Origin of the sequence: Streptomyces sp. NPDC088261 (genome assembly GCF_044740805.1) — a bacterium.
In the GTDB taxonomy this organism is placed as follows: domain Bacteria; phylum Actinomycetota; class Actinomycetes; order Streptomycetales; family Streptomycetaceae; genus Streptomyces.
The window spans coordinates 60216-76537 of the sequence record NZ_JBIURL010000022.1 but is presented as its reverse complement, the minus strand read 5'-3'; the positions used below and the strand labels follow the sequence as shown (position 1 = coordinate 76537).

Sequence of the window (16322 nt, the reverse complement as noted above, 5' to 3'; positions counted from 1 at the left end):
GGACGGACGACGGCCGGGGTCCTTTCGGGGGCGATCATTCGAACGCCCACCGGTGTCGCACGCCGTGGCGGGCGCTCCGGCCCCAGCGTGGCGCCATGCAGCAAGCGTCTCTCGCCACGGACCTGCCGGAGAAGGATCCTCGTGCCGACGCGGACCGGGGCGGCGGGCGCGCCGCGCGCCCGCCGCTCCCGTTCGTCGTGCTCGCGGCGGCCTTCGTCGCCGCCCAGGCGGTCCTGATGATGCCCGGCATGGGGCTGGGGTGGGACGAGACGGTGTACGTCAGCCAGGTGAGCCCGCAGGCTCCGGCAGCGTTCTTCAGCGCGCCGCGCGCCCGGGGCATCAGCTTCCTGGCGGCGCCGGTGACCGCGTTCACCACGTCCGTGGACGTGCTCCGCTGCTATCTCGCCCTGCTGTCCGGCTCCGCTCTCCTCCTGGGCCTCCAGGTGTGGCGGCGGCTGCTGCCCGTCGCCGTGCTGACGCTCGCCGGGACGCTGTTCGCGACGCTGTGGATCACGCTCTTCTACGGGCCGCAGGTGATGCCCAACCTGTGGGTCGCCTTCGCGGCGCTCGCCGCGGTGGGCTGCTTCCTCCGTGCCGTGCTGGACCCCGGGGACCGCGCGGCGCGGATCGGCCTGGGCTGCGCGGTGGCGGTGGCGGCGCTGATGCGGCCCACCGACGCGTGCTGGCTGGTCGCGCCGCTCGCGGTGGCCGCGTTGTGGGTACGGTCGTGGCGCCGCCCGGCCGTACTGGCGATCCTGGTCGCGGGTGCGGCCGTCGGCGCCTCCGCGTGGATCATCGAGGCGTACGTCTCGTACGGCGGGCTCGCCGCCCGGTTGCGCCGTGCCGGTGAGATCCAGGGCGGCCTGGGCTGGCACCCCGCCTTCGGTCACCAACTGCGGGCGCTGGAGGGGCGGTCGCTGTGCCGGCCGTGCGACATGCGGTGGCGCGACCCGGCGACGGCCCTCTGGTGGTTCGCCCTGCCGGTTCTCGCCGCGGGCGGGGTGTGGGCCGCCGCGCGCACCCCGCTGCGGGCCGCCGTACTGCTGCCGACCGTGACCGGGCTGGTCCTCGCGGCGCCGTACCTGCTGACGATCGACTACGCGGCGGCACGGTTCCTGCTGCCGACGTACGCGCTGCTCGCGCTGCCCGTCGCGTTCTGTCTGTGGCGGCTCGTGACGGCGGCGCGGCCGGTGCTGCGGCCGATGGCCGTCGCGGTGATCGCCGTGTTTCTGCTGGTCCATGTCGGGTCGCAGTACGTGACGGCGGACCGGCTCGTGTCACGCAGCCGTGCGACGCGGGAGGCCCTGGCCCGTATCTCCGCCGAACTGCACCGCCAGGGGGTGCGGCCGCCGTGCACGGTGACCGGGAACGAGTCCGTACGGATCGCCTTCCAGGCGGGCTGTTCGTCGCGGCAGCTCGCCGGGCATGACGGCAGCATCTCGCGTGCGGGCCTGCTGGAGCTGGCCGGGCGGCAGCCGGTGGGGGTGCTGGTGGCGCCCGGCGGGCCGGCGCCCGGGTACGCGCGGGGGTGGCGGTCCGTCCGGCTGCCCGCGCTGCCGGGGGAGGCCGCGTCCCGTCTCTACGTGTCGCCGACGGCGCGGCCCTGACGTCCCGTACCCCATACGGGGTCGTCCGTGCCCCAGGGACCCGGCGGCCTCGCCCAGTCGTCGGGGGCGCCGTCGAAGGCGACGGGCGGCCGGGCGTACCGGAGTTCGCCGAGCGCGCTGTCGGTCCCGGTGAGCCAGGGGGAGAGGTGGTCGGGGTCGTAGGCGGCGTGGGGCTGTTCGGCGTGGGGCTGCCCGGCGTCTTTCTGTCCGCCGTCTTTCTGTCCGCCGTCTGTCTGACCGCCGTCTGTCTGACCGGCGTCCGTCCGTCCCGCCTCCGGAGCCAGGCCGTGCAGCAGCCAGTGGGCCGTACGGGCGAGGACCGGTCGTACGGCCAGAGCCCCCGCGCCGCCGAGCTGTTCGGTGAGGGCCCTGAGCACGGCGGCGGCCAGCAGGTAGCCCGTGCCGTGGTCGAGCGCCTGCGCGGGGAGCGTCCCCGGCTGGTCCGTGGATCCCTCGGCGACCGCGATCCCGGTGGCGACCTGGACGAGGCTGTCGAACCCGCGCCGCCCGGCCCAGGGGCCGCTGTCCCCCCAGGCGGACAGCTGGGCCACGACGAGTCCCGGCCGGCGTTCCGCGAGGGCCTCGGGGGCGAGGCCGAACCGGTCCAGGGCGCCGGGGCGGTAGCCGGTGACCACGACGTCGGCCAGGGTCAGCAGCTCCTCGAAGGCCGCCCGGTCGCGGGGGTCGCCGAGGTCGAGCCGCGTGGAGCGTTTCCCGAAGCCCGTGTCGGTGTGCTGGTCGGGCAGTTCGGGCAGGCCCGGTGGATCCACCCGCAGGACGTCGGCGCCGAGGAGGGCGAGCGTCCTGGTGGCGACGGGTCCCGCGATCACGCGCGTCAGGTCGAGGACCCGTACGCCGGACGCGGGCCGCAGCGGATCGCCCCCGAGCGGTGGCAGACGGCGGGCGGGGAACGCGCTCGTCCCCGGGCGTGAACCGTCGATCGGCCGCAGATCCAGCAGCGGACGGGCCGCCACCGCGGCGCCCTGCGGATGCGCGGCCCATTCCCGCGCGGTGCGCAGCGCGACGGCCAGTCCCCCGGCCGCGGCCACCTCGTCCTCCACGTCCCGGGCCGTACGGCCGGCGAGGACCGCCGCCACCCGTTCGACCGGGGCGTCCCCCTCCGTGAGGCCGAGCGCGGAGAGCAGGCGGGCGCGGTGGTGCGGGTAGTTGGCGTGGGTACGGACCCAGCCGTCCGCGGTCCGCCAGAAGCGGGACAGCTCCGCGAAGGCGACCGGCGCCCTGCCGTCCACGAGCAGATGCCGCTCGCTGACGAAGGCCGTGGCGACGGCGCCGTCGTCCACCCGCACGGCGGGCACCTCCCGTCCGGTACGGGCCGAGGCCAGCTCGGCGGCGGCGAGGGCGCAGGCCGCCACCGAGGCGCGGGCCAGCTCCCGTACCGGAAGCCGCGCCGGCAGGGCGTGGTCCCGTGCCACGACCGAGACCCGGGAGAGCAGGCGGGGGTCGCCGCCGAGCGCCCGCCAGGCCGTTTCCGTACCGCTCAGAGATGCGTCCGTCATGTGATCATCATGCGCCTCGCCGGACCACGTGCTCGCTTCCCGCCGTCCGGACGACTACGTTCGACGGAGTAAGCGTACTGACGATCAGAGTGCAGAACGTCAGACTGTGCACCACTGAAGCGAAAGACGTGACATGGCGAAGATCCTTTTTGTGCTGACCGGCGCCGACCACTGGACGCTGGCGGACGGCACGCGGCACCCGAGCGGCTACTGGGCCGAGGAGGCCGTGGCTCCGTACCAAGCGATCAAGGGAGCCGGCCACGAGATCGTCGTCGCCACCCCGGGCGGCGTGGTGCCGACCGTCGACAAGGGGAGCCTCGCGCCGGGCGTCAACGGCGGCCAGGAAGGCGCCGACAACCTCCTCCGTGCCCTGGCGTCGATGACCGAGCTCCAGCACCCAGTGAAGCTGGCGGAGGTGGACCTCGCCGACTTCGACGCGGTCTTCTACCCGGGCGGTCACGGTCCGATGGAGGACCTGGCCGTCGACGCGGACTCCGGGAGGCTGCTCACCGCGACCCTGGCCTCGGGCAAGCCCCTCGGCATCGTGTGCCACGGCCCGGCGGCGCTGCTGGCGGCGGAGGCCGTGGACGGCGCCTCGCCGTTCGCCGGTTACCGGGTGACCGGTTTCACCAACGACGAGGAGCGCCAGGGCGGGCTCGCCGACCGGGCGAAGTGGCTGCTCCAGGACCGGCTGGTAAAGATCGGCACGGACTTCCAGGAGGGCGAGTCGTGGGCCCCGCACGTGGTGGTCGACCGCAATCTGGTCACCGGGCAGAACCCCTCCTCGTCGGCGCCGCTCGCGGCCGAACTGCTCAAGCTGCTGGGCTGACCGTGGCCACCGACCGGCTCACCGAAGTCCTGGACGCCACGTACGAGTGCCTCACCCGGTACGGCGTGCGGCGCACCACGATGGACGACATCGCCTCCGTCATGGGCGTGTCACGGTCGGCGGTCTACCAGTACGTGAACGGCAAGGACGACGCGTTCCGCCGGCTCGCCGAACGCCTGCACACCGAGGCGCTCGTACGGGCCGGCCGGGCGGCGGCGGCCGACGCCCCGTACGCCGAGCGCGTCCGGGGCGTCCTGGACGCGAAGCTCCGCCTGGTGCTGCGCCTGACGGGCGATTCGCCGCACACGGCGGAACTGATGGACGCGAAGGCCCGGCTGTTCGGCGACCTGTGCCACGGCTTCACAGCGGAACTGCGCGCCCTCCTGACGGAGTTGTTCACGGAGGCGTCCGCCCACGCGGGTACGACTCTCCCCCCGCCCGACGCCGCGGACGTCTGCCTGGCCCTGGTGACGGGCCTGGAATCACACCCCGACGCAGCCCGCCTCCTGCCCCCGGCCACCGACGCGTTGCTGACCGGTCTCCTCGGAGGAGCGCCCCAGGACCGGCCGGCCGCCGTCCCCGTGGCGTGACCACCTGACCGCTCGCCCGGGGGCCGGTGGTCGGGACCGGTCCCCGGGCATTTCGGCGGCGGTAAGGGCTACTTACCGCTGAGGAAGAGGTAGTCGGCCCGGTACGGGACCGATGCCTTGGGCTGGGTCGTGGGGTCGCACGGGCCCGTCGGGGCCACGCCCCCTTGCGTGTTCAGGCGCAGCACCAGCTTCGTGGCGGAGAATTCGCCGCCGGACGTGCCGGACCGGGTTGCCGCCAGGACCAGTTCGGGGATGTTGGCGTCGCCATTCGGGATCTTGTGGAGCACCTTGCCCGTGACGGCGGAGTGGTCGGGTGCGATCCACTGGGGCGGGCCCGTCGGTCCGGACTTCTGGAAGCTGTGGGCGATGCCGCCGTCGAGCGTGGCCTTCACGTTGTCCTGGGTGAACTTCCCGTCGCCGCCCGGCTGCTTGGTGCAGGCGTAGATCTGGGCGCCGGTGACCACGGAGTGGAGGCTGTTGCCCCGGAAGGCCTCGGGGAGGTTCATCGGGAGCGGCAGCGGGTGGACCTGCCCCCGGACGGCGCCGCCCGGGAACTCCGCGGTGTGGAGGTTGAAGTAGAACTGCCCGGGGTCCGCCTTGAGGCTCTTGAGCAGCGCCGTGTCCGTGACCTTGACGGTCCCGTAGACGGAGTCGCGGCCGCCGGGCAGCTTCTCGGTGAAGAAGGGGATCTTCACGTCGCCGTTGGTGCCCGTGCCGCCCTGGTGGATGTGGCCCGCGGTGGGGGTGCCGGTGCCCTTCCAGGTGAAGGCGAAGGAGACCTCGTCGCCCTGGACACGCATCAGCGCGACGGCGTGTCCGTCCTTGTCCCCGACCGCCGGGCCGCCCTTCGTGGCCACCTCGTCGGCACCGTTGAGCACGGAGGCGAAGAAGACGGCGTCCTTCCGGTCGACGGGGTCGTACTTACCGATCACGTCGACCGCCGGGGCGCCGGTGTGCGGGTGCCCGCCCGACTCCGCCGCCGACGGGGCGACCGTACCCGCGGCGCCGGTGTCGTCGCCCTCGCAGGCGGTCAGGAGCATCGCTCCCGCGGCCACTGCGGTGGCGGCGATCAGCTTGGCGCGGTGGTTCAACATGCGTGTCTCCCGAGGTCAGACGCTCCGGAACGTCCGGTGCGGTCACCACGGGGTACGAGGCCGGGACCCGGCCCCCTCAGCCGGTTACGGCTCCGGGACACAACGCCGACAGCACTCCGACAACCCCGACAAGATCAAGACGCCGGGGGCGGGGCGGGCACGGAACGGGGCGGTGCGGGGCGGGGCGCGCGCCGGAGAAAAACGATCCGCCCCCGCACCGCCGACGGTGGTCGGGCGCGGTGCGGGGGCGGATCAGGGGCTGAGCGGCTGAGCCGGGCCGACTACTTGGCGGCCTCGTCGACGACGCCCGACTCCGCGACGGCGATCTTGGCGCGGGTGGCACCGGAGCGGGACCCCAGGGCCTCGATCTTCTTGACCAGGTCCTCGCCCTCGACGACCTCGCCGAAGACCACGTGCTTGCCGTCCAGCCAGGGCGTCTTCACCGTGGTGATGAAGAACTGCGACCCGTTGCTGTTCGGGCCGGCGTTCGCCATGGACAGCAGGAACGGCCGGTCGTGCGTGAGGGTGAAGCCCTCGTCGGCGAACTTCTCGCCGTAGATGCTCTTGCCACCCGTGCCGTCGCCCCGGGTGAAGTCGCCTCCCTGAAGCATGAAGTCCGGGATGACCCGGTGGAAGGGCGAGCCCTTGTAGCCGAAGCCGTGCTCGCCGGTGGCCAGCTCCCGGAAGTTCTTGGCCGTCTTCGGTACGACGTCGTCGTACAGCTTGAAGACGATCCTTCCCGCGGCCTCATCCTGGATGGTGATGTCGAAGTAAATGTTGCTAGGCATACGGACATCCTGTCACGACCGGTAGCGAGGGGTCGCACGGCGCTCGGGACGCGGTGGGCGGAGGCCCGTACCGGCGGCGTCAGATGCGCCACAGGCGCAGCTGTTCGGCCACGTCGTAGAGGGTCACACCGCCGGTCTGGATCTTGCGGACCAGCTCGGGGAGGGCGCCGTACGGCGGGTCGATGCCCTCACCGGACTGGCCCATGTACTGGGCGGCGACGAGGGCCGCGAACCAGCTGTTGCGCTGGGGCAGCGGCTCCAGCCGCACGATGGTGTGCAGGAGCGCCGCCGCACGCCAGGCCGCGTCGGGGTCGGCGGCGGCGAGCGTCGGCAGCTTCGTCCGGTGCCGGGCGACGGCCGCGACCAGCGCCGAGTAGTCCGCTATCGACACGTCCTCGGGGACGGCCCCTTCCTGGACGTCGAGCAGCCAGGGCACATCGACGTACAGGAGCATCAGGCGGCACTGGCTCCGTATCCGGGACGCTGGGCGGCGGGGATCTCCTCGGGGAAGGCCTCGTCGAACTGCCCGCGGAGCTTGTCGCCCCAGTCCAGGGCGCCCGTGACGAACGTCCTGCGCTGGTGTTCGCGGACGCCGAGGTCGTGCAGGTACTGCTTCAGGCTCTTGCCCTCGGCTGCCGCGGCGACCCGGACGTGTTCGAGTTCCTCATCGGTGAAGGACACGTTCAGAGAAGGCATGACCGTACGGTACCTGATTGGTACCGCGCGGGAGAGTCCCTGGGCGGAGACGGTCCACCGGGCGGAGACGGGCCGCCGGGTGGGGGCGCGCGCCCGGGGTACGTCGGGTTCGTGGGGCGGAAGAGCAAGATGGGTTCATGGCCGCACCTCCCCTGCCCGGTCCGCTCGCGTATCTGGCCCCCCTGCTCGACCACTACGGCTACCTGGCGGTCGGCCTGCTGGTCCTGGTCGAGGACTTCGGTGTGCCGGCGCCCGGCGAGACGATCCTGATCGCCGCGGCGGTCTACGCGGGGGCGGGGCAGCTCAACATCTTCGCCATCGCGGCGATCGCCGTCGCGGCGGCGATCGTCGGGGACAACATCGGGTACGTCATCGGCCGCACCGGGGGCCGGGCGTTCGTGCACCGGTGGGGGCGGTACATCTTCCTCACCCCGGAGAGATTCGGCCGCGCCGAGGACTTCTTCACCCGCAACGGCGGGAAGGTCGTCACGATCGCCCGCTTCGTGGAGGGACTGCGCCAGGCCAACGGGATCATCGCCGGGACGACGGGCATGCCGTGGCTGCGGTTCCTCGCGTTCAACAGCCTGGGGGCGGTGCTGTGGGTGGGGCTGTGGGCGGGGCTCGGGTACACGGCGGGCACGAACATCGGGCCGATCTACGACGAGATCTCGCGCTACCAGACGTACGTGCTGATCGGGCTCGGCGTGCTGATCGCGGCGCTGATCGCCCGGCATGTGATCCGGCGCCGGAGGCGGCGGGCGGAGGAGGCGCGCGAGGAGGGGAAGGACGGGGACGGCGGGGAGGGTACGAAGCCGGAGGAGCGGGCGGACGACTGAGCGCGGGGGCGGGCGGTGTGCCGTACGGGGTGGCGTCTCGTACGGGGGTGGCGTGTCGTACGTCGAGGCCGGGCGCCCCGGCCGGTCAGATGCGCCGCTGGATCGCCTGGAGCGCGCCGTCCTTGCGGCCCGGGACCTCGCGGCGCAGCGCGGTGAGCGCGGGGGCGAGGGCGCGGGCGCGTACGGGGTCGTTCAGTTGCTCCCACTGGTGGTGGGCGCGGTCGACGTTCGCCTCGACGTCCTTGTCGTCACCGGCCTCGCCGCGCGCGAGGCGCGCCTGGGCCGCCGCCATCCACAGCTCGCAGCTGCGGGCGGCGTCGTCGGCGAGGCGGGCGAGGTCGGCCCGTACCTCCAGCCAGTGGATCGCCTGCGGCGAGCCGGGTCCGTACGTGCGGAGCGCGGCGCTCTCCCAGGTGGTCGCGATGGACGCCGCCTCGGCGTGCCGGCCGTCCCGCGCGGCGGCGAGGATCGCCGGATGCGGATCGGCCTCCGGCCGGGAGTCCGGTTCGGGCTCGGGTGTGGCCGTGCCGGCCACCGGCGGAACGGGCGTACGGTCGTCCCTCCCCCAGGCGGGCGGCCAGTTGCCCCGCCCCGGAACGCGTCGCCCGGCACCCGTCCCCGGCGACGCGGCCCGCTTCGGACCCTCCGCCACAGCGGCCCGCGCGGCAGCACCCGGGACGCCGGACCCGGCGGGAGTCACCGGGGCGGCCACCCCGGCGCCGCCCCCCGGAACACCGGAACCGTCCGTGGACACCGGAACAGCGGGCCGGGGAGGGGTGGCCTCGACGGCGGGACCGGCGGAAGAGTCCGCGGCAGCCACACCGTCGGCAGACCCCGGAACACCCGAACGGCCCGGGGACGCCGCGACCGCAGGCCGGGCAGAGGTCGGCCCGACGGCGGGACCGGGGGTGGCGCCCGGGGCCGCGGGTACGGCGGGAGCCGACGGGGCGGCCACCTCGGCGACGGACCCCGGAACAACAGAGCTACCAGGGGCCGACTCGGCGGTCCGCGCAATGGCGGTCGGTGGGGTGGGGGCGGTTGAGTGTGTGGAGGCCGTTTCCCCGGGGGCGGGTGGGACGGCTTCGCGTGCGGCGGCGGGTGGGGCCGAAGGGGTCCGGGCCGTCCCGGAGGAGCGGAAGTCCGGGGACGCGGGTGCGGTGTCGACCGCGAGGAACAGCGCGTCCGGGGCGGCCGCGCGGGCCGTCGCCTGTTCGTGCAAGTGGGTGAGCGCCGGGCGCATCCCGCTGCGCCAGATCGCCGCGCACGCCGCGAGATAGGCCGGGGCGAGGACCGTACGGCGTGACGCGGCCGGGACCACGCGCCCGTACAGGCGGGTCCCGTAACCGAGCCCGATGCCCTCCGCGGTGACCTGCCGCCAGGCCTCCCCGTCGGCCACCAGGTCCACCAGCACCGTGGTCGTGCCCGGTCTGCGGAGCTTGAGTTCGCCGGCCAGCCAGTGCCACGGCAGGCCGGTGTAGCGGAGGGTGGCCGGGGTCGAACGGGCCAGCGCCAGGTGGAACAGACTCTGCTTGTGGTCCAGTTGGAGCTGCCCGGCGATGTAGAGGAACAGCGGCCCGGCCGTGGTGGCCGCCGCGCGGATCCGGGTGAGGACGGTCTGGGGGTCCAGCGGGTCGGCCAGTTCGATCACGGTCGCCGCCGGCGTACCGGTCAGGGTGCTGGGGGCCACCGTCGCGAGCGCCGGCAGGACCGACGTGGCGTCGATCAGACGCCCCTTGCCCGCGGGCGCCGCCGCGAGCAGCACCGCCGTCCCCGCTTCTGTGTCCGCTCCGCTGATCACCACCTCAGCACCGTATCCCGACGCCGCCGGGAAGCCCGCCCCCACGACGGAGGACCGGCGAACCGGTGCGTTGTCCCTCCGCGACCCGGGTCGGGTTCACCGCCGGACGACGGTCCCGGAGCCGCCGGAGCCCGGCGGGTCGACTTCTGATGAAGCATCCGGTTTGGTTTGTTTGACCCCCGGGAAAGCGTGTGCGAATCTTGCCCCGTGTTCCGCTCCCTGCACCTCGTCGGCCGAGCCCACGTGGACCTCCTCCGCGTCGCGAGCGCTCTCTGTAGCCGCTCCGACGCCTGACCGGTCCCCCCGGGCTCCCTTGGGCTGCGCGGTCCGCGCCCACGGCCTCCGCCGCCGCGGACCGGATCCGCGTCCCACGGAGTGGACACCATCCGAGCCGCCCGCCCCTCCGCAGCACGCCACGGAACAGGGCCGTTCCTCTTCTTCTCGCGCCACACCCGCCCCGAGTCCGGCCTCCCCATCTCACCCTTCGAGACGTGTGTCGAAGCACACATCCTCGCCGTTGAATCGAGTCAGCATGTCCCTCCCGTCGAGCGCCTCGGCGCGGACCACCGACCCCGCGCCGGACGACTGGCACGCGTGGCGCACCGCGCGGGCCGCGTCCGTGACGGCGCCCACCGGCAACCTCGCCCTGGTCGAGACCCGGTGGCTGCCGGCGGGTACGGAGCCGGACCCCGAGGCCGAGCGGCAGGGGCTTCCCCCGTACCTCCAGGTGACGACGCTCGAACGGGCCGACATCCTCACCGGCGAACCGGAGCACGGTCTGCGCTTCTGGGACGCCCGCTCCCCCGCCATCCAGCACTTCTCCCACATCGACACGTACGCCTACGACCCGGCGTGGGTGACGCGCGCCACGTTCACCCCGGTCGCCGCCGACCGCCGGATCCCCTTCGAGCACCTGCGCGACAACGGGGGCAGCCGGGGCATGATCGTCCCCGGTGACATCAGCCTCTCGCTCGACGGCATCGACTACACCCTCGCCGCCTTCGACGACGACGGAACCCTGCTCCTGGTCTTCGGCGACCCGACCAACGGCACCGAGACCTACGGCTCGGGCCGCTTCCTGTTCGTCCCGCGCGAGGACGGCGTCGAGACCGTCACCCTGGACTTCAACCGCGCCTTCGTGCCACCGTGCGGATTCTCGGCCCAGTACAACTGTCCGCTGCCTCCCCCGCAGAACCGCCTCCACCTGCCCGTCCGGGCCGGCGAGAAGCTCCCCGTCTTCCGCGACGGCCACACGATCGGCTGAGGCCGAGAGGCCGGGAGGCTGAAACCGAGCCGTGAGGCCGAGGCCGAGCCGGCCACCGCCCCTCCCGTACAAGCCCCCAAGGCCCCCCACCCCCACGAACCCCGCACGCGCGCAGCGAAGCACGCACGCACCAGCGCCCCGCCAGACCTCCGGCGGCCGCCTCTCAGGAGAACGAAGTGAAACGAATGTCCACGCCCCTCGCCGGTGGCGCTCTGGTGGTCGCCCTGTCCGTCGCCCTCACCGCCTGCGGCGGTGGCACGTCGAACCAGAAGAGCGGCTCGGCGTCCGGGACCTTCGACAAGAACGCGACCGTCGGCATCGGATCCGTCTACGAACCGCAGAACCTCGACAACACGGGCGGCGGCGGTCAGGGAGTGACCGAGGCGCTCAACGGCAACGTCTACGAGGGCCTGTTCAAGCTCACGGACAGCGGCAAGGTCGAGAAGCAGCTCGCCCAGAGCTACACCGTCTCCCCCGACGGTCTGACCTACACCTTCAAGCTCCGCGACGGCGTGAAGTTCCACTCGGGCAAGGCCCTGGACTCCGCCGACGTGAAGTACAGCATCGAGAAGGTGACCGGCCCCAAGTCCCAGTCGGCCCGCAAGAGCAGCCTCACCGTCGTCAAGTCCATCGACACCCCCGACGCGAAGACCGTGAAGGTGACGCTGTCGAGCAAGTCCATCTCCTTCATCTACAACCTCAGCTACGTCTGGATCATCAACGCCCAGGCCAAGAACCTGAAGACGTCGGAGGACGGGACCGGCCCGTACAAGCTGGACAAGTGGACCCGCGGCTCCGCGCTGAGCCTCGACCGGTTCGCCGGCTACTGGGGCGAGCCCGCGACCAACAAGGAAGTGGTCTTCCACTACTACAAGGACGCGACCGCCCTCAACAACGCGCTGCTCACCAACGCCGTGGACGTCGTGACCAGCGAGCAGAGCCCCGACGCGCTCGCCCAGTTCAAGTCCAACACCGCGTACAAGGTCAACAGCGGCAGCTCGACGACCAAGCTGCTGCTGGCCTTCAACGACAAGGTCAAGCCGTTCGACAACGTCAAGGTCCGCAAGGCGGTCACCTCGGCGATCGACAACAAGAAGCTGCTGGAGTCCATCTGGGGCGGCTACGGCAAGCTGATCGGTTCGATGGTCCCGCCGACCGACCCATGGTACGAGGACCTGACCCACGTCAATCCGTACGACCCGGCGCTCGCCAAGAAGGAACTGGCCGAGGCGGGCTACCCCAAGGGCTTCGACTTCACCCTCGACACCCCGAACTACGACCCGCACCCCACCGCCGCCACGTTCATCAAGTCGCAGCTGGCCAAGGTCGGGATCAACGTCAAGATCAACGTGATCACGCCGGACCAGTGGTACACGAAGGTCTACCAGAACCACGATTTCAGCGCGACGCTCCAGGAGCACGTCAACGACCGCGACATCGTCTGGTACGGCAACCCCGACTTCTACTGGGGCTACGACAACAAGCAGGTCACCCAGTGGGTCACGCAGGCCGAGCAGTCGGACACCACCGACCAGCAGACCGCGCTGCTGAAGAAGGTCAACCAGCGGATCGCCGAGGACGCGGCCAGTGACTGGCTGTACCTCTACCCGCAGATCGTCGTGGCCTCCTCGAAGCTCTCCGGCTACCCTCTCAACGGCCTGAACTCGCAGTTCTACGCCTACGACATCAAGAAGAGCTGATGGTACGGAAAGAGCCGGTCCGGCCGGCCGGACCGACGGGACCGGCCTGCCCATGACCGTGTACGTGCTGCGGCGGCTGGCGTTCCTGGTCGCCTCGCTCCTGCTGGCCAGCGTGGTGCTGTTCCTGCTGCTCCGGCTGCTCCCCGGCGACCCCGCCAACGCGCTGACGTCCGTGGGGGCCAGTCCGGAGCAGCTGGCGGCGGCCCGTCACCAGATCGGGTCGGACCAGCCGCTGCCCGAGCAGTTCGTGAGCTGGCTGCACGACCTGGCCACGTTCGACCTCGGGAACTCCTTCATCAGCACGCTGCCGGTCGGCCCCGAGATCGCCACCCGGATCGAGGTCACGGGGCCGCTGACCCTGATGGCGTTCGTCCTGGCCCTGGTGATCGCGGTGCCCGTCGGCTTCCTGGCGGCGCACCGGGCGAACACCTGGTACGGACTGGTCCTGAGCGGTGTCTCACAGCTCGGGATCGCCGTCCCGGTGTTCTGGGTCGGCATGATCCTCATCACGGTGTTCTCGCTGCACCTAGGCGTCCTGCCGGCCGGCGGTTTCCCGCAGGACGGCTGGTCCGACCCGGCGGGCGCGCTGCGGTCGCTGGCCCTGCCGGTGATCACGGTCGCCCTGGTGATGTCCGCGTCCCTCATCCGGTACGTACGGTCGGCGACGCTGGACGTCCTCGGCAGCGACTACCTCAGGACGGCGCGGGCGCTCGGTTCCTCGTTCGGGGGTGCGATACGGCGGCACGGGCTGCGCAACGGGGCCGTACCCGTCGTCGCCGTCCTGGGCATCGAACTCGCCTCCACCCTGCTGGGCGCGGTGGTCGTCGAGACGGTCTTCGCCCTGCCGGGCCTCGGCAGCATGCTCTCGCAGGCGGTGGCCCAGCACGACTACCCGACCATCCAGGGGGTGCTGTTCGTCACCACGCTCGCGGTCCTGGTGATCGGGTTCCTCGCCGACCTCGCCCAGCGGCTCATCGACCCGCGGCTGCGCTCCACCCTCACCGGCGGGAAACCATGACCGAACACGCCCTGGCCACCGGCCCGGAGACCGGACACCCCCAGGCGGTACGCGCTCCGCGCCGCCGGCGTTCGGCGACCCTGATCACCGGTGGTGTGCTCGTCGGGGTGATCGCCGCGCTCGCCGTGGTCTCCTTCTTCTGGCTGCCGTACTCCCTGGACGACACCTCCGGCACCCGGCTGGCCGGTCCGGGGGCCTCGCATCTGCTCGGCACCGACAAGCTGGGGCGTGACCTGCTCTCCCAGGTGATGATCGGCGCCAGGATCGCCCTGGAGTCGGGGCTCGGGGCGGTGGCGATCGGCGGGGTGCTCGGGGTCGCCGTCGGTCTGGCGGCCGGTTTCGCCCAGCGCTGGCTGGACGACACCTTCTCGGCCTTCCTCGACGTCCTGATCGCCTTCCCCACCCTGCTGCTGGCGATGCTGGTGGTCGCCGCGCGCTCGGCGTCGCTCGGCTCCGCGATCGTCGCGATCGGGCTCGCCATGACGGCGGTGGTCGCCCGGCTGACCCGCATCCTGGTCAAACGGGTGCTGGCCCAGGACTACATCACGGCCTCCCGGACGTCCGGCACGTCCTGGTTCCGGGTCGTCACCGGCCATGTGCTGCCCAACATCTGGCCGACGCTGGCGGTCAACCTCGCCCTCCAGTTCGGCCTCGCCGTGCTCGCCGAGGCGAGCCTGTCGTTCCTCGGTCTGGGCGCGCCGCCGCCCAACGCCTCGTGGGGGCGCATGCTCCAGGAGGCGCAGGCGACGGTGTCGATCGCGCCGTACGGAGCGATCGCCCCCGGCGTCCTGCTGGTCGCCCTGGTCGTGGGCGTCAACCTGGTCGCCGACGGGCTGCGCGACACCCTCGACCCCACCCGCAGGAGGACCGCATGAGCCTGCTCGACGTCACGGGCCTCACCATCCGTACGGAGTCCGGCCGCGCCCTGGTCTCCGACCTGTCGTTCACGGTCGGGCCGGGAGGCCGGGTCGGGCTGATCGGCGAGTCCGGGTCCGGCAAGTCGCTGACGGCCCTCGCCGTGATGGGGCTGCTGCCGCCCGGCCTGACGGCGTCCGGCCGTGTGGTGCTGGACGCGCCGGGCCTGGCCCGTACGGAGATGGTCGGCGCGGGCGAGTCCGCGCTGCGCGCGGTGCGCGGGCGGGGCGCGAGTGTGGTGTTCCAGGAGCCGCTGACCGCGCTCGACCCCCTGATGCGGGTCGGGCGCCAGATCGCCGAACCGCTGCGGCGGCTCCGCGGGCTGCGCGGTACGGAGCTGCGCCGGGCGGTCGCCTCGGCGCTCGACCGGGTCAGGCTGCCGGAGCCCGAGCGGATCGCGCGGGCCTTCCCGCACGAGATCTCGGGCGGGCAGCGCCAGCGGGTCGCCCTGGCGATGGCCCTGGCGTGTGAGCCGGCCCTGCTGATCGCCGACGAGCCGACGACCGCGCTCGACGTGACCGTCCAGGCGGAGATGCTGCGGCTGCTCAACGAGCTGATCACGGAACAGGACATGGCGCTGCTGTTCGTCAGCCACGACCTGGCCGTCGTCTCCGGGGTCACCGACCGGCTGGTCGTCCTCAAAGACGGCGTGGCGGTGGAGTCGGGATCCACCGCCGACATCCTGCACGCGCCGCGACAGCCGTACACCCAGGGGCTGGTGGCGAGCGCCAGGACCTTCGAGAACGCACTGGAACGGATCACGCGATGAACACCCCCGTCCTCGCCACCCGGGAGGCGGGGTTCGCCTACCGGGGCGCGGCTCCCGTCCTGCACGGCGTCACCCTGGACATCACGGCCGGCCGCAGTGTGGCGCTGGTCGGTGAGTCGGGCGCGGGGAAGACCACCATGCTGCGGCTGCTCCTCGGGCTATCCCGGCCGACCAGCGGGCAGGTCCTCTTCGACGGGGAGCCGCTGCGGATCGGGGACCGGGCGCGGATGCGGACGTTCCGGCGCAGTGTGCAGAGCGTCTTCCAGGACCCGTACTCCTCGCTGGATCCGCGCCAGCGGGTACGGAACATCGTCTCGGAGCCGCTGCGCTCCCTGGGCCTGGCCGGTTCCGGCACGGCGGAGCGGGTGGCGGCGGCGCTGGCGGGCGTGGGGCTGCCCGCCGACACCGGCGACCGGTATCCGCACGAGTTCTCCGGCGGGCAGCGCCAGCGGATCGCCCTGGCGCGGGCGACGGTCTGCGATCCCCGGGTCCTGCTGGCGGACGAACCGGTCAGCGCGCTCGACGTCACCACGCGCGTGCGGATCGTCGATCTGCTCGAAGAGCTCAAGGAATCACGGGGGTTGACCATCGCGATGGTCTCGCACGACCTGTCGGTGGTGGCCGCGCTGTGCGAACACACCGCCGTCCTGGAGAACGGCCGCGTCGTGGAGCAGGGCGACACCCACGCGGTCCTGGGCGCACCGGGCCACCCGTACACCCGGCGGCTGATCGCCAGTGTGCCGCGGCTGCCTGCCGCACCGTCCGACCGCGTCTGACGACGGCACGCGGGGCGGGAGAGTGCGGCGCCGCCCGGCCGTCGGCGGCGCGCGGGGGGTGTGTCGGGCTCCCGACAGCACGGAAGCCCACGGCCTCGGGGGCCGTGGGCTTCCTCACTGACTCA

17 protein-coding genes are annotated in these 16322 nt (G+C 72.6%); 11 read left to right on the top strand and 6 right to left on the bottom strand.

The genetic code is table 11. The features are described 5' to 3' along the window. Positions 1-95 precede the first annotated feature (95 nt). Complete coding sequence (locus ACIODU_RS30450; protein WP_401771703.1) at positions 96-1607, top strand: hypothetical protein; 1512 nt, start codon at positions 96-98, stop codon at positions 1605-1607. Here the strand turns inward: ACIODU_RS30450 and ACIODU_RS30445 are convergent. Further along, positions 1580-3124, bottom strand: coding sequence for a CoA transferase (locus tag ACIODU_RS30445; protein WP_401771701.1), 1545 nt, complete (start codon positions 3122-3124; stop codon positions 1580-1582). The genes ACIODU_RS30450 and ACIODU_RS30445 overlap by 28 nt on opposite strands. A gap of 133 nt (positions 3125-3257) precedes the next feature. On the opposite strand from ACIODU_RS30445, the gene ACIODU_RS30440 reads away from it, so the two are divergent. Next, complete coding sequence (locus tag ACIODU_RS30440) at positions 3258-3953, top strand: type 1 glutamine amidotransferase domain-containing protein (protein ID WP_401771699.1); 696 nt, start codon at positions 3258-3260, stop codon at positions 3951-3953. Between the two features lie 2 nt (positions 3954-3955). Further along, complete coding sequence (locus ACIODU_RS30435; RefSeq protein ID WP_401771696.1) at positions 3956-4543, top strand: TetR/AcrR family transcriptional regulator; 588 nt, start codon at positions 3956-3958, stop codon at positions 4541-4543. A gap of 68 nt (positions 4544-4611) precedes the next feature. On the opposite strand, the gene ACIODU_RS30430 is transcribed toward ACIODU_RS30435, so the two are convergent. The 4 genes from ACIODU_RS30430 to ACIODU_RS30415 all read right to left on the bottom strand — a co-directional run bounded on the left by ACIODU_RS30430 (position 4612) and on the right by ACIODU_RS30415 (position 7121). Next, positions 4612-5637: a CHRD domain-containing protein gene (locus tag ACIODU_RS30430; protein WP_401771693.1), complete on the bottom strand. Its 1026-nt coding sequence runs from the start codon at positions 5635-5637 to the stop codon at positions 4612-4614. Positions 5638-5918: 281 nt separating this feature from the next. Continuing rightward, positions 5919-6425, bottom strand: a complete 507-nt coding sequence (locus ACIODU_RS30425; protein WP_356429169.1) for a peptidylprolyl isomerase — start codon at positions 6423-6425, stop codon at positions 5919-5921. Positions 6426-6504: 79 nt separating this feature from the next. Continuing rightward, a complete protein-coding gene (locus ACIODU_RS30420) occupies positions 6505-6879 on the bottom strand; it encodes a toxin Doc (RefSeq protein WP_161307701.1) in 375 nt (124 codons plus the stop codon). Further along, positions 6879-7121, bottom strand: a complete 243-nt coding sequence (locus tag ACIODU_RS30415; RefSeq protein WP_161307700.1) for a hypothetical protein — start codon at positions 7119-7121, stop codon at positions 6879-6881. The genes ACIODU_RS30420 and ACIODU_RS30415 overlap by 1 nt, the downstream gene beginning before the upstream one ends. A gap of 137 nt (positions 7122-7258) precedes the next feature. Between ACIODU_RS30415 and ACIODU_RS30410 the strand changes: the two genes are divergently transcribed. Beyond that, on the top strand, positions 7259-7957 hold the full coding sequence (locus ACIODU_RS30410; protein ID WP_401771690.1) for a DedA family protein: 699 nt from the start codon (positions 7259-7261) through the stop codon (positions 7955-7957). 85 nt (positions 7958-8042) lie between these two features. On the opposite strand, the gene ACIODU_RS30405 is transcribed toward ACIODU_RS30410, so the two are convergent. Next, positions 8043-9758 carry a hypothetical protein gene (locus tag ACIODU_RS30405; protein ID WP_401771687.1) on the bottom strand — a complete coding sequence of 572 codons (1716 nt, stop codon included), beginning with the start codon at positions 9756-9758 and terminating at the stop codon, positions 8043-8045. Between the two features lie 186 nt (positions 9759-9944). Here ACIODU_RS30405 and ACIODU_RS30400 point away from each other — a divergent pair, with 186 nt between their 5' ends. From ACIODU_RS30400 to ACIODU_RS30370, 7 genes are all read left to right on the top strand, one after another. Further along, positions 9945-10049 carry a putative leader peptide gene (locus ACIODU_RS30400; protein WP_401771684.1) on the top strand — a complete coding sequence of 35 codons (105 nt, stop codon included), beginning with the start codon at positions 9945-9947 and terminating at the stop codon, positions 10047-10049. A gap of 238 nt (positions 10050-10287) precedes the next feature. Next, positions 10288-11019, top strand: coding sequence for a DUF1684 domain-containing protein (locus ACIODU_RS30395; protein ID WP_401771681.1), 732 nt, complete (start codon positions 10288-10290; stop codon positions 11017-11019). 185 nt (positions 11020-11204) lie between these two features. Continuing rightward, positions 11205-12719: an ABC transporter substrate-binding protein gene (locus tag ACIODU_RS30390; protein ID WP_356429240.1), complete on the top strand. Its 1515-nt coding sequence runs from the start codon at positions 11205-11207 to the stop codon at positions 12717-12719. Positions 12720-12771: 52 nt separating this feature from the next. Next, the gene (locus ACIODU_RS30385) at positions 12772-13737 is read left to right on the top strand and encodes an ABC transporter permease (RefSeq protein WP_356429182.1); all 966 of its coding nucleotides are present in this window, start codon (positions 12772-12774) and stop codon (positions 13735-13737) included. Beyond that, entirely contained in the window at positions 13734-14612 is an 879-nt protein-coding gene (locus ACIODU_RS30380) for an ABC transporter permease (protein WP_401771678.1), read from the top strand. The genes ACIODU_RS30385 and ACIODU_RS30380 overlap by 4 nt, the downstream gene beginning before the upstream one ends. Beyond that, on the top strand, positions 14609-15421 hold the full coding sequence (locus ACIODU_RS30375) for an ATP-binding cassette domain-containing protein (RefSeq protein WP_401771676.1): 813 nt from the start codon (positions 14609-14611) through the stop codon (positions 15419-15421). Before ACIODU_RS30380 ends, ACIODU_RS30375 begins: the two co-directional genes overlap by 4 nt. Further along, on the top strand, positions 15418-16197 hold the full coding sequence (locus tag ACIODU_RS30370) for an ABC transporter ATP-binding protein (protein ID WP_401771674.1): 780 nt from the start codon (positions 15418-15420) through the stop codon (positions 16195-16197). Before ACIODU_RS30375 ends, ACIODU_RS30370 begins: the two co-directional genes overlap by 4 nt. Positions 16198-16322 lie beyond the last annotated feature (125 nt).

What these genes read in the sequence shown, in the direction of transcription:
- ACIODU_RS30440 (WP_401771699.1), top strand. Translation starts at nt 3,258, where the DNA reads ATGGCGAAGATCCTTTTTGTGCTGACCGGCGCCGACCACTGGACGCTG.
- ACIODU_RS30415 (WP_161307700.1), bottom strand. Translation starts at nt 7,121, where the DNA reads ATGCCTTCTCTGAACGTGTCCTTCACCGATGAGGAACTCGAACACGTC.
- ACIODU_RS30430 (WP_401771693.1), bottom strand. Translation starts at nt 5,637, where the DNA reads ATGTTGAACCACCGCGCCAAGCTGATCGCCGCCACCGCAGTGGCCGCG.
- ACIODU_RS30370 (WP_401771674.1), top strand. Translation starts at nt 15,418, where the DNA reads ATGAACACCCCCGTCCTCGCCACCCGGGAGGCGGGGTTCGCCTACCGG.
- ACIODU_RS30385 (WP_356429182.1), top strand. Translation starts at nt 12,772, where the DNA reads ATGACCGTGTACGTGCTGCGGCGGCTGGCGTTCCTGGTCGCCTCGCTC.
- ACIODU_RS30450 (WP_401771703.1), top strand. Translation starts at nt 96, where the DNA reads ATGCAGCAAGCGTCTCTCGCCACGGACCTGCCGGAGAAGGATCCTCGT.
- ACIODU_RS30375 (WP_401771676.1), top strand. Translation starts at nt 14,609, where the DNA reads ATGAGCCTGCTCGACGTCACGGGCCTCACCATCCGTACGGAGTCCGGC.
- ACIODU_RS30390 (WP_356429240.1), top strand. Translation starts at nt 11,205, where the DNA reads ATGTCCACGCCCCTCGCCGGTGGCGCTCTGGTGGTCGCCCTGTCCGTC.
- ACIODU_RS30410 (WP_401771690.1), top strand. Translation starts at nt 7,259, where the DNA reads ATGGCCGCACCTCCCCTGCCCGGTCCGCTCGCGTATCTGGCCCCCCTG.
- ACIODU_RS30395 (WP_401771681.1), top strand. Translation starts at nt 10,288, where the DNA reads ATGTCCCTCCCGTCGAGCGCCTCGGCGCGGACCACCGACCCCGCGCCG.
- ACIODU_RS30420 (WP_161307701.1), bottom strand. Translation starts at nt 6,879, where the DNA reads ATGCTCCTGTACGTCGATGTGCCCTGGCTGCTCGACGTCCAGGAAGGG.
- ACIODU_RS30425 (WP_356429169.1), bottom strand. Translation starts at nt 6,425, where the DNA reads ATGCCTAGCAACATTTACTTCGACATCACCATCCAGGATGAGGCCGCG.
- ACIODU_RS30380 (WP_401771678.1), top strand. Translation starts at nt 13,734, where the DNA reads ATGACCGAACACGCCCTGGCCACCGGCCCGGAGACCGGACACCCCCAG.
- ACIODU_RS30445 (WP_401771701.1), bottom strand. Translation starts at nt 3,124, where the DNA reads ATGACGGACGCATCTCTGAGCGGTACGGAAACGGCCTGGCGGGCGCTC.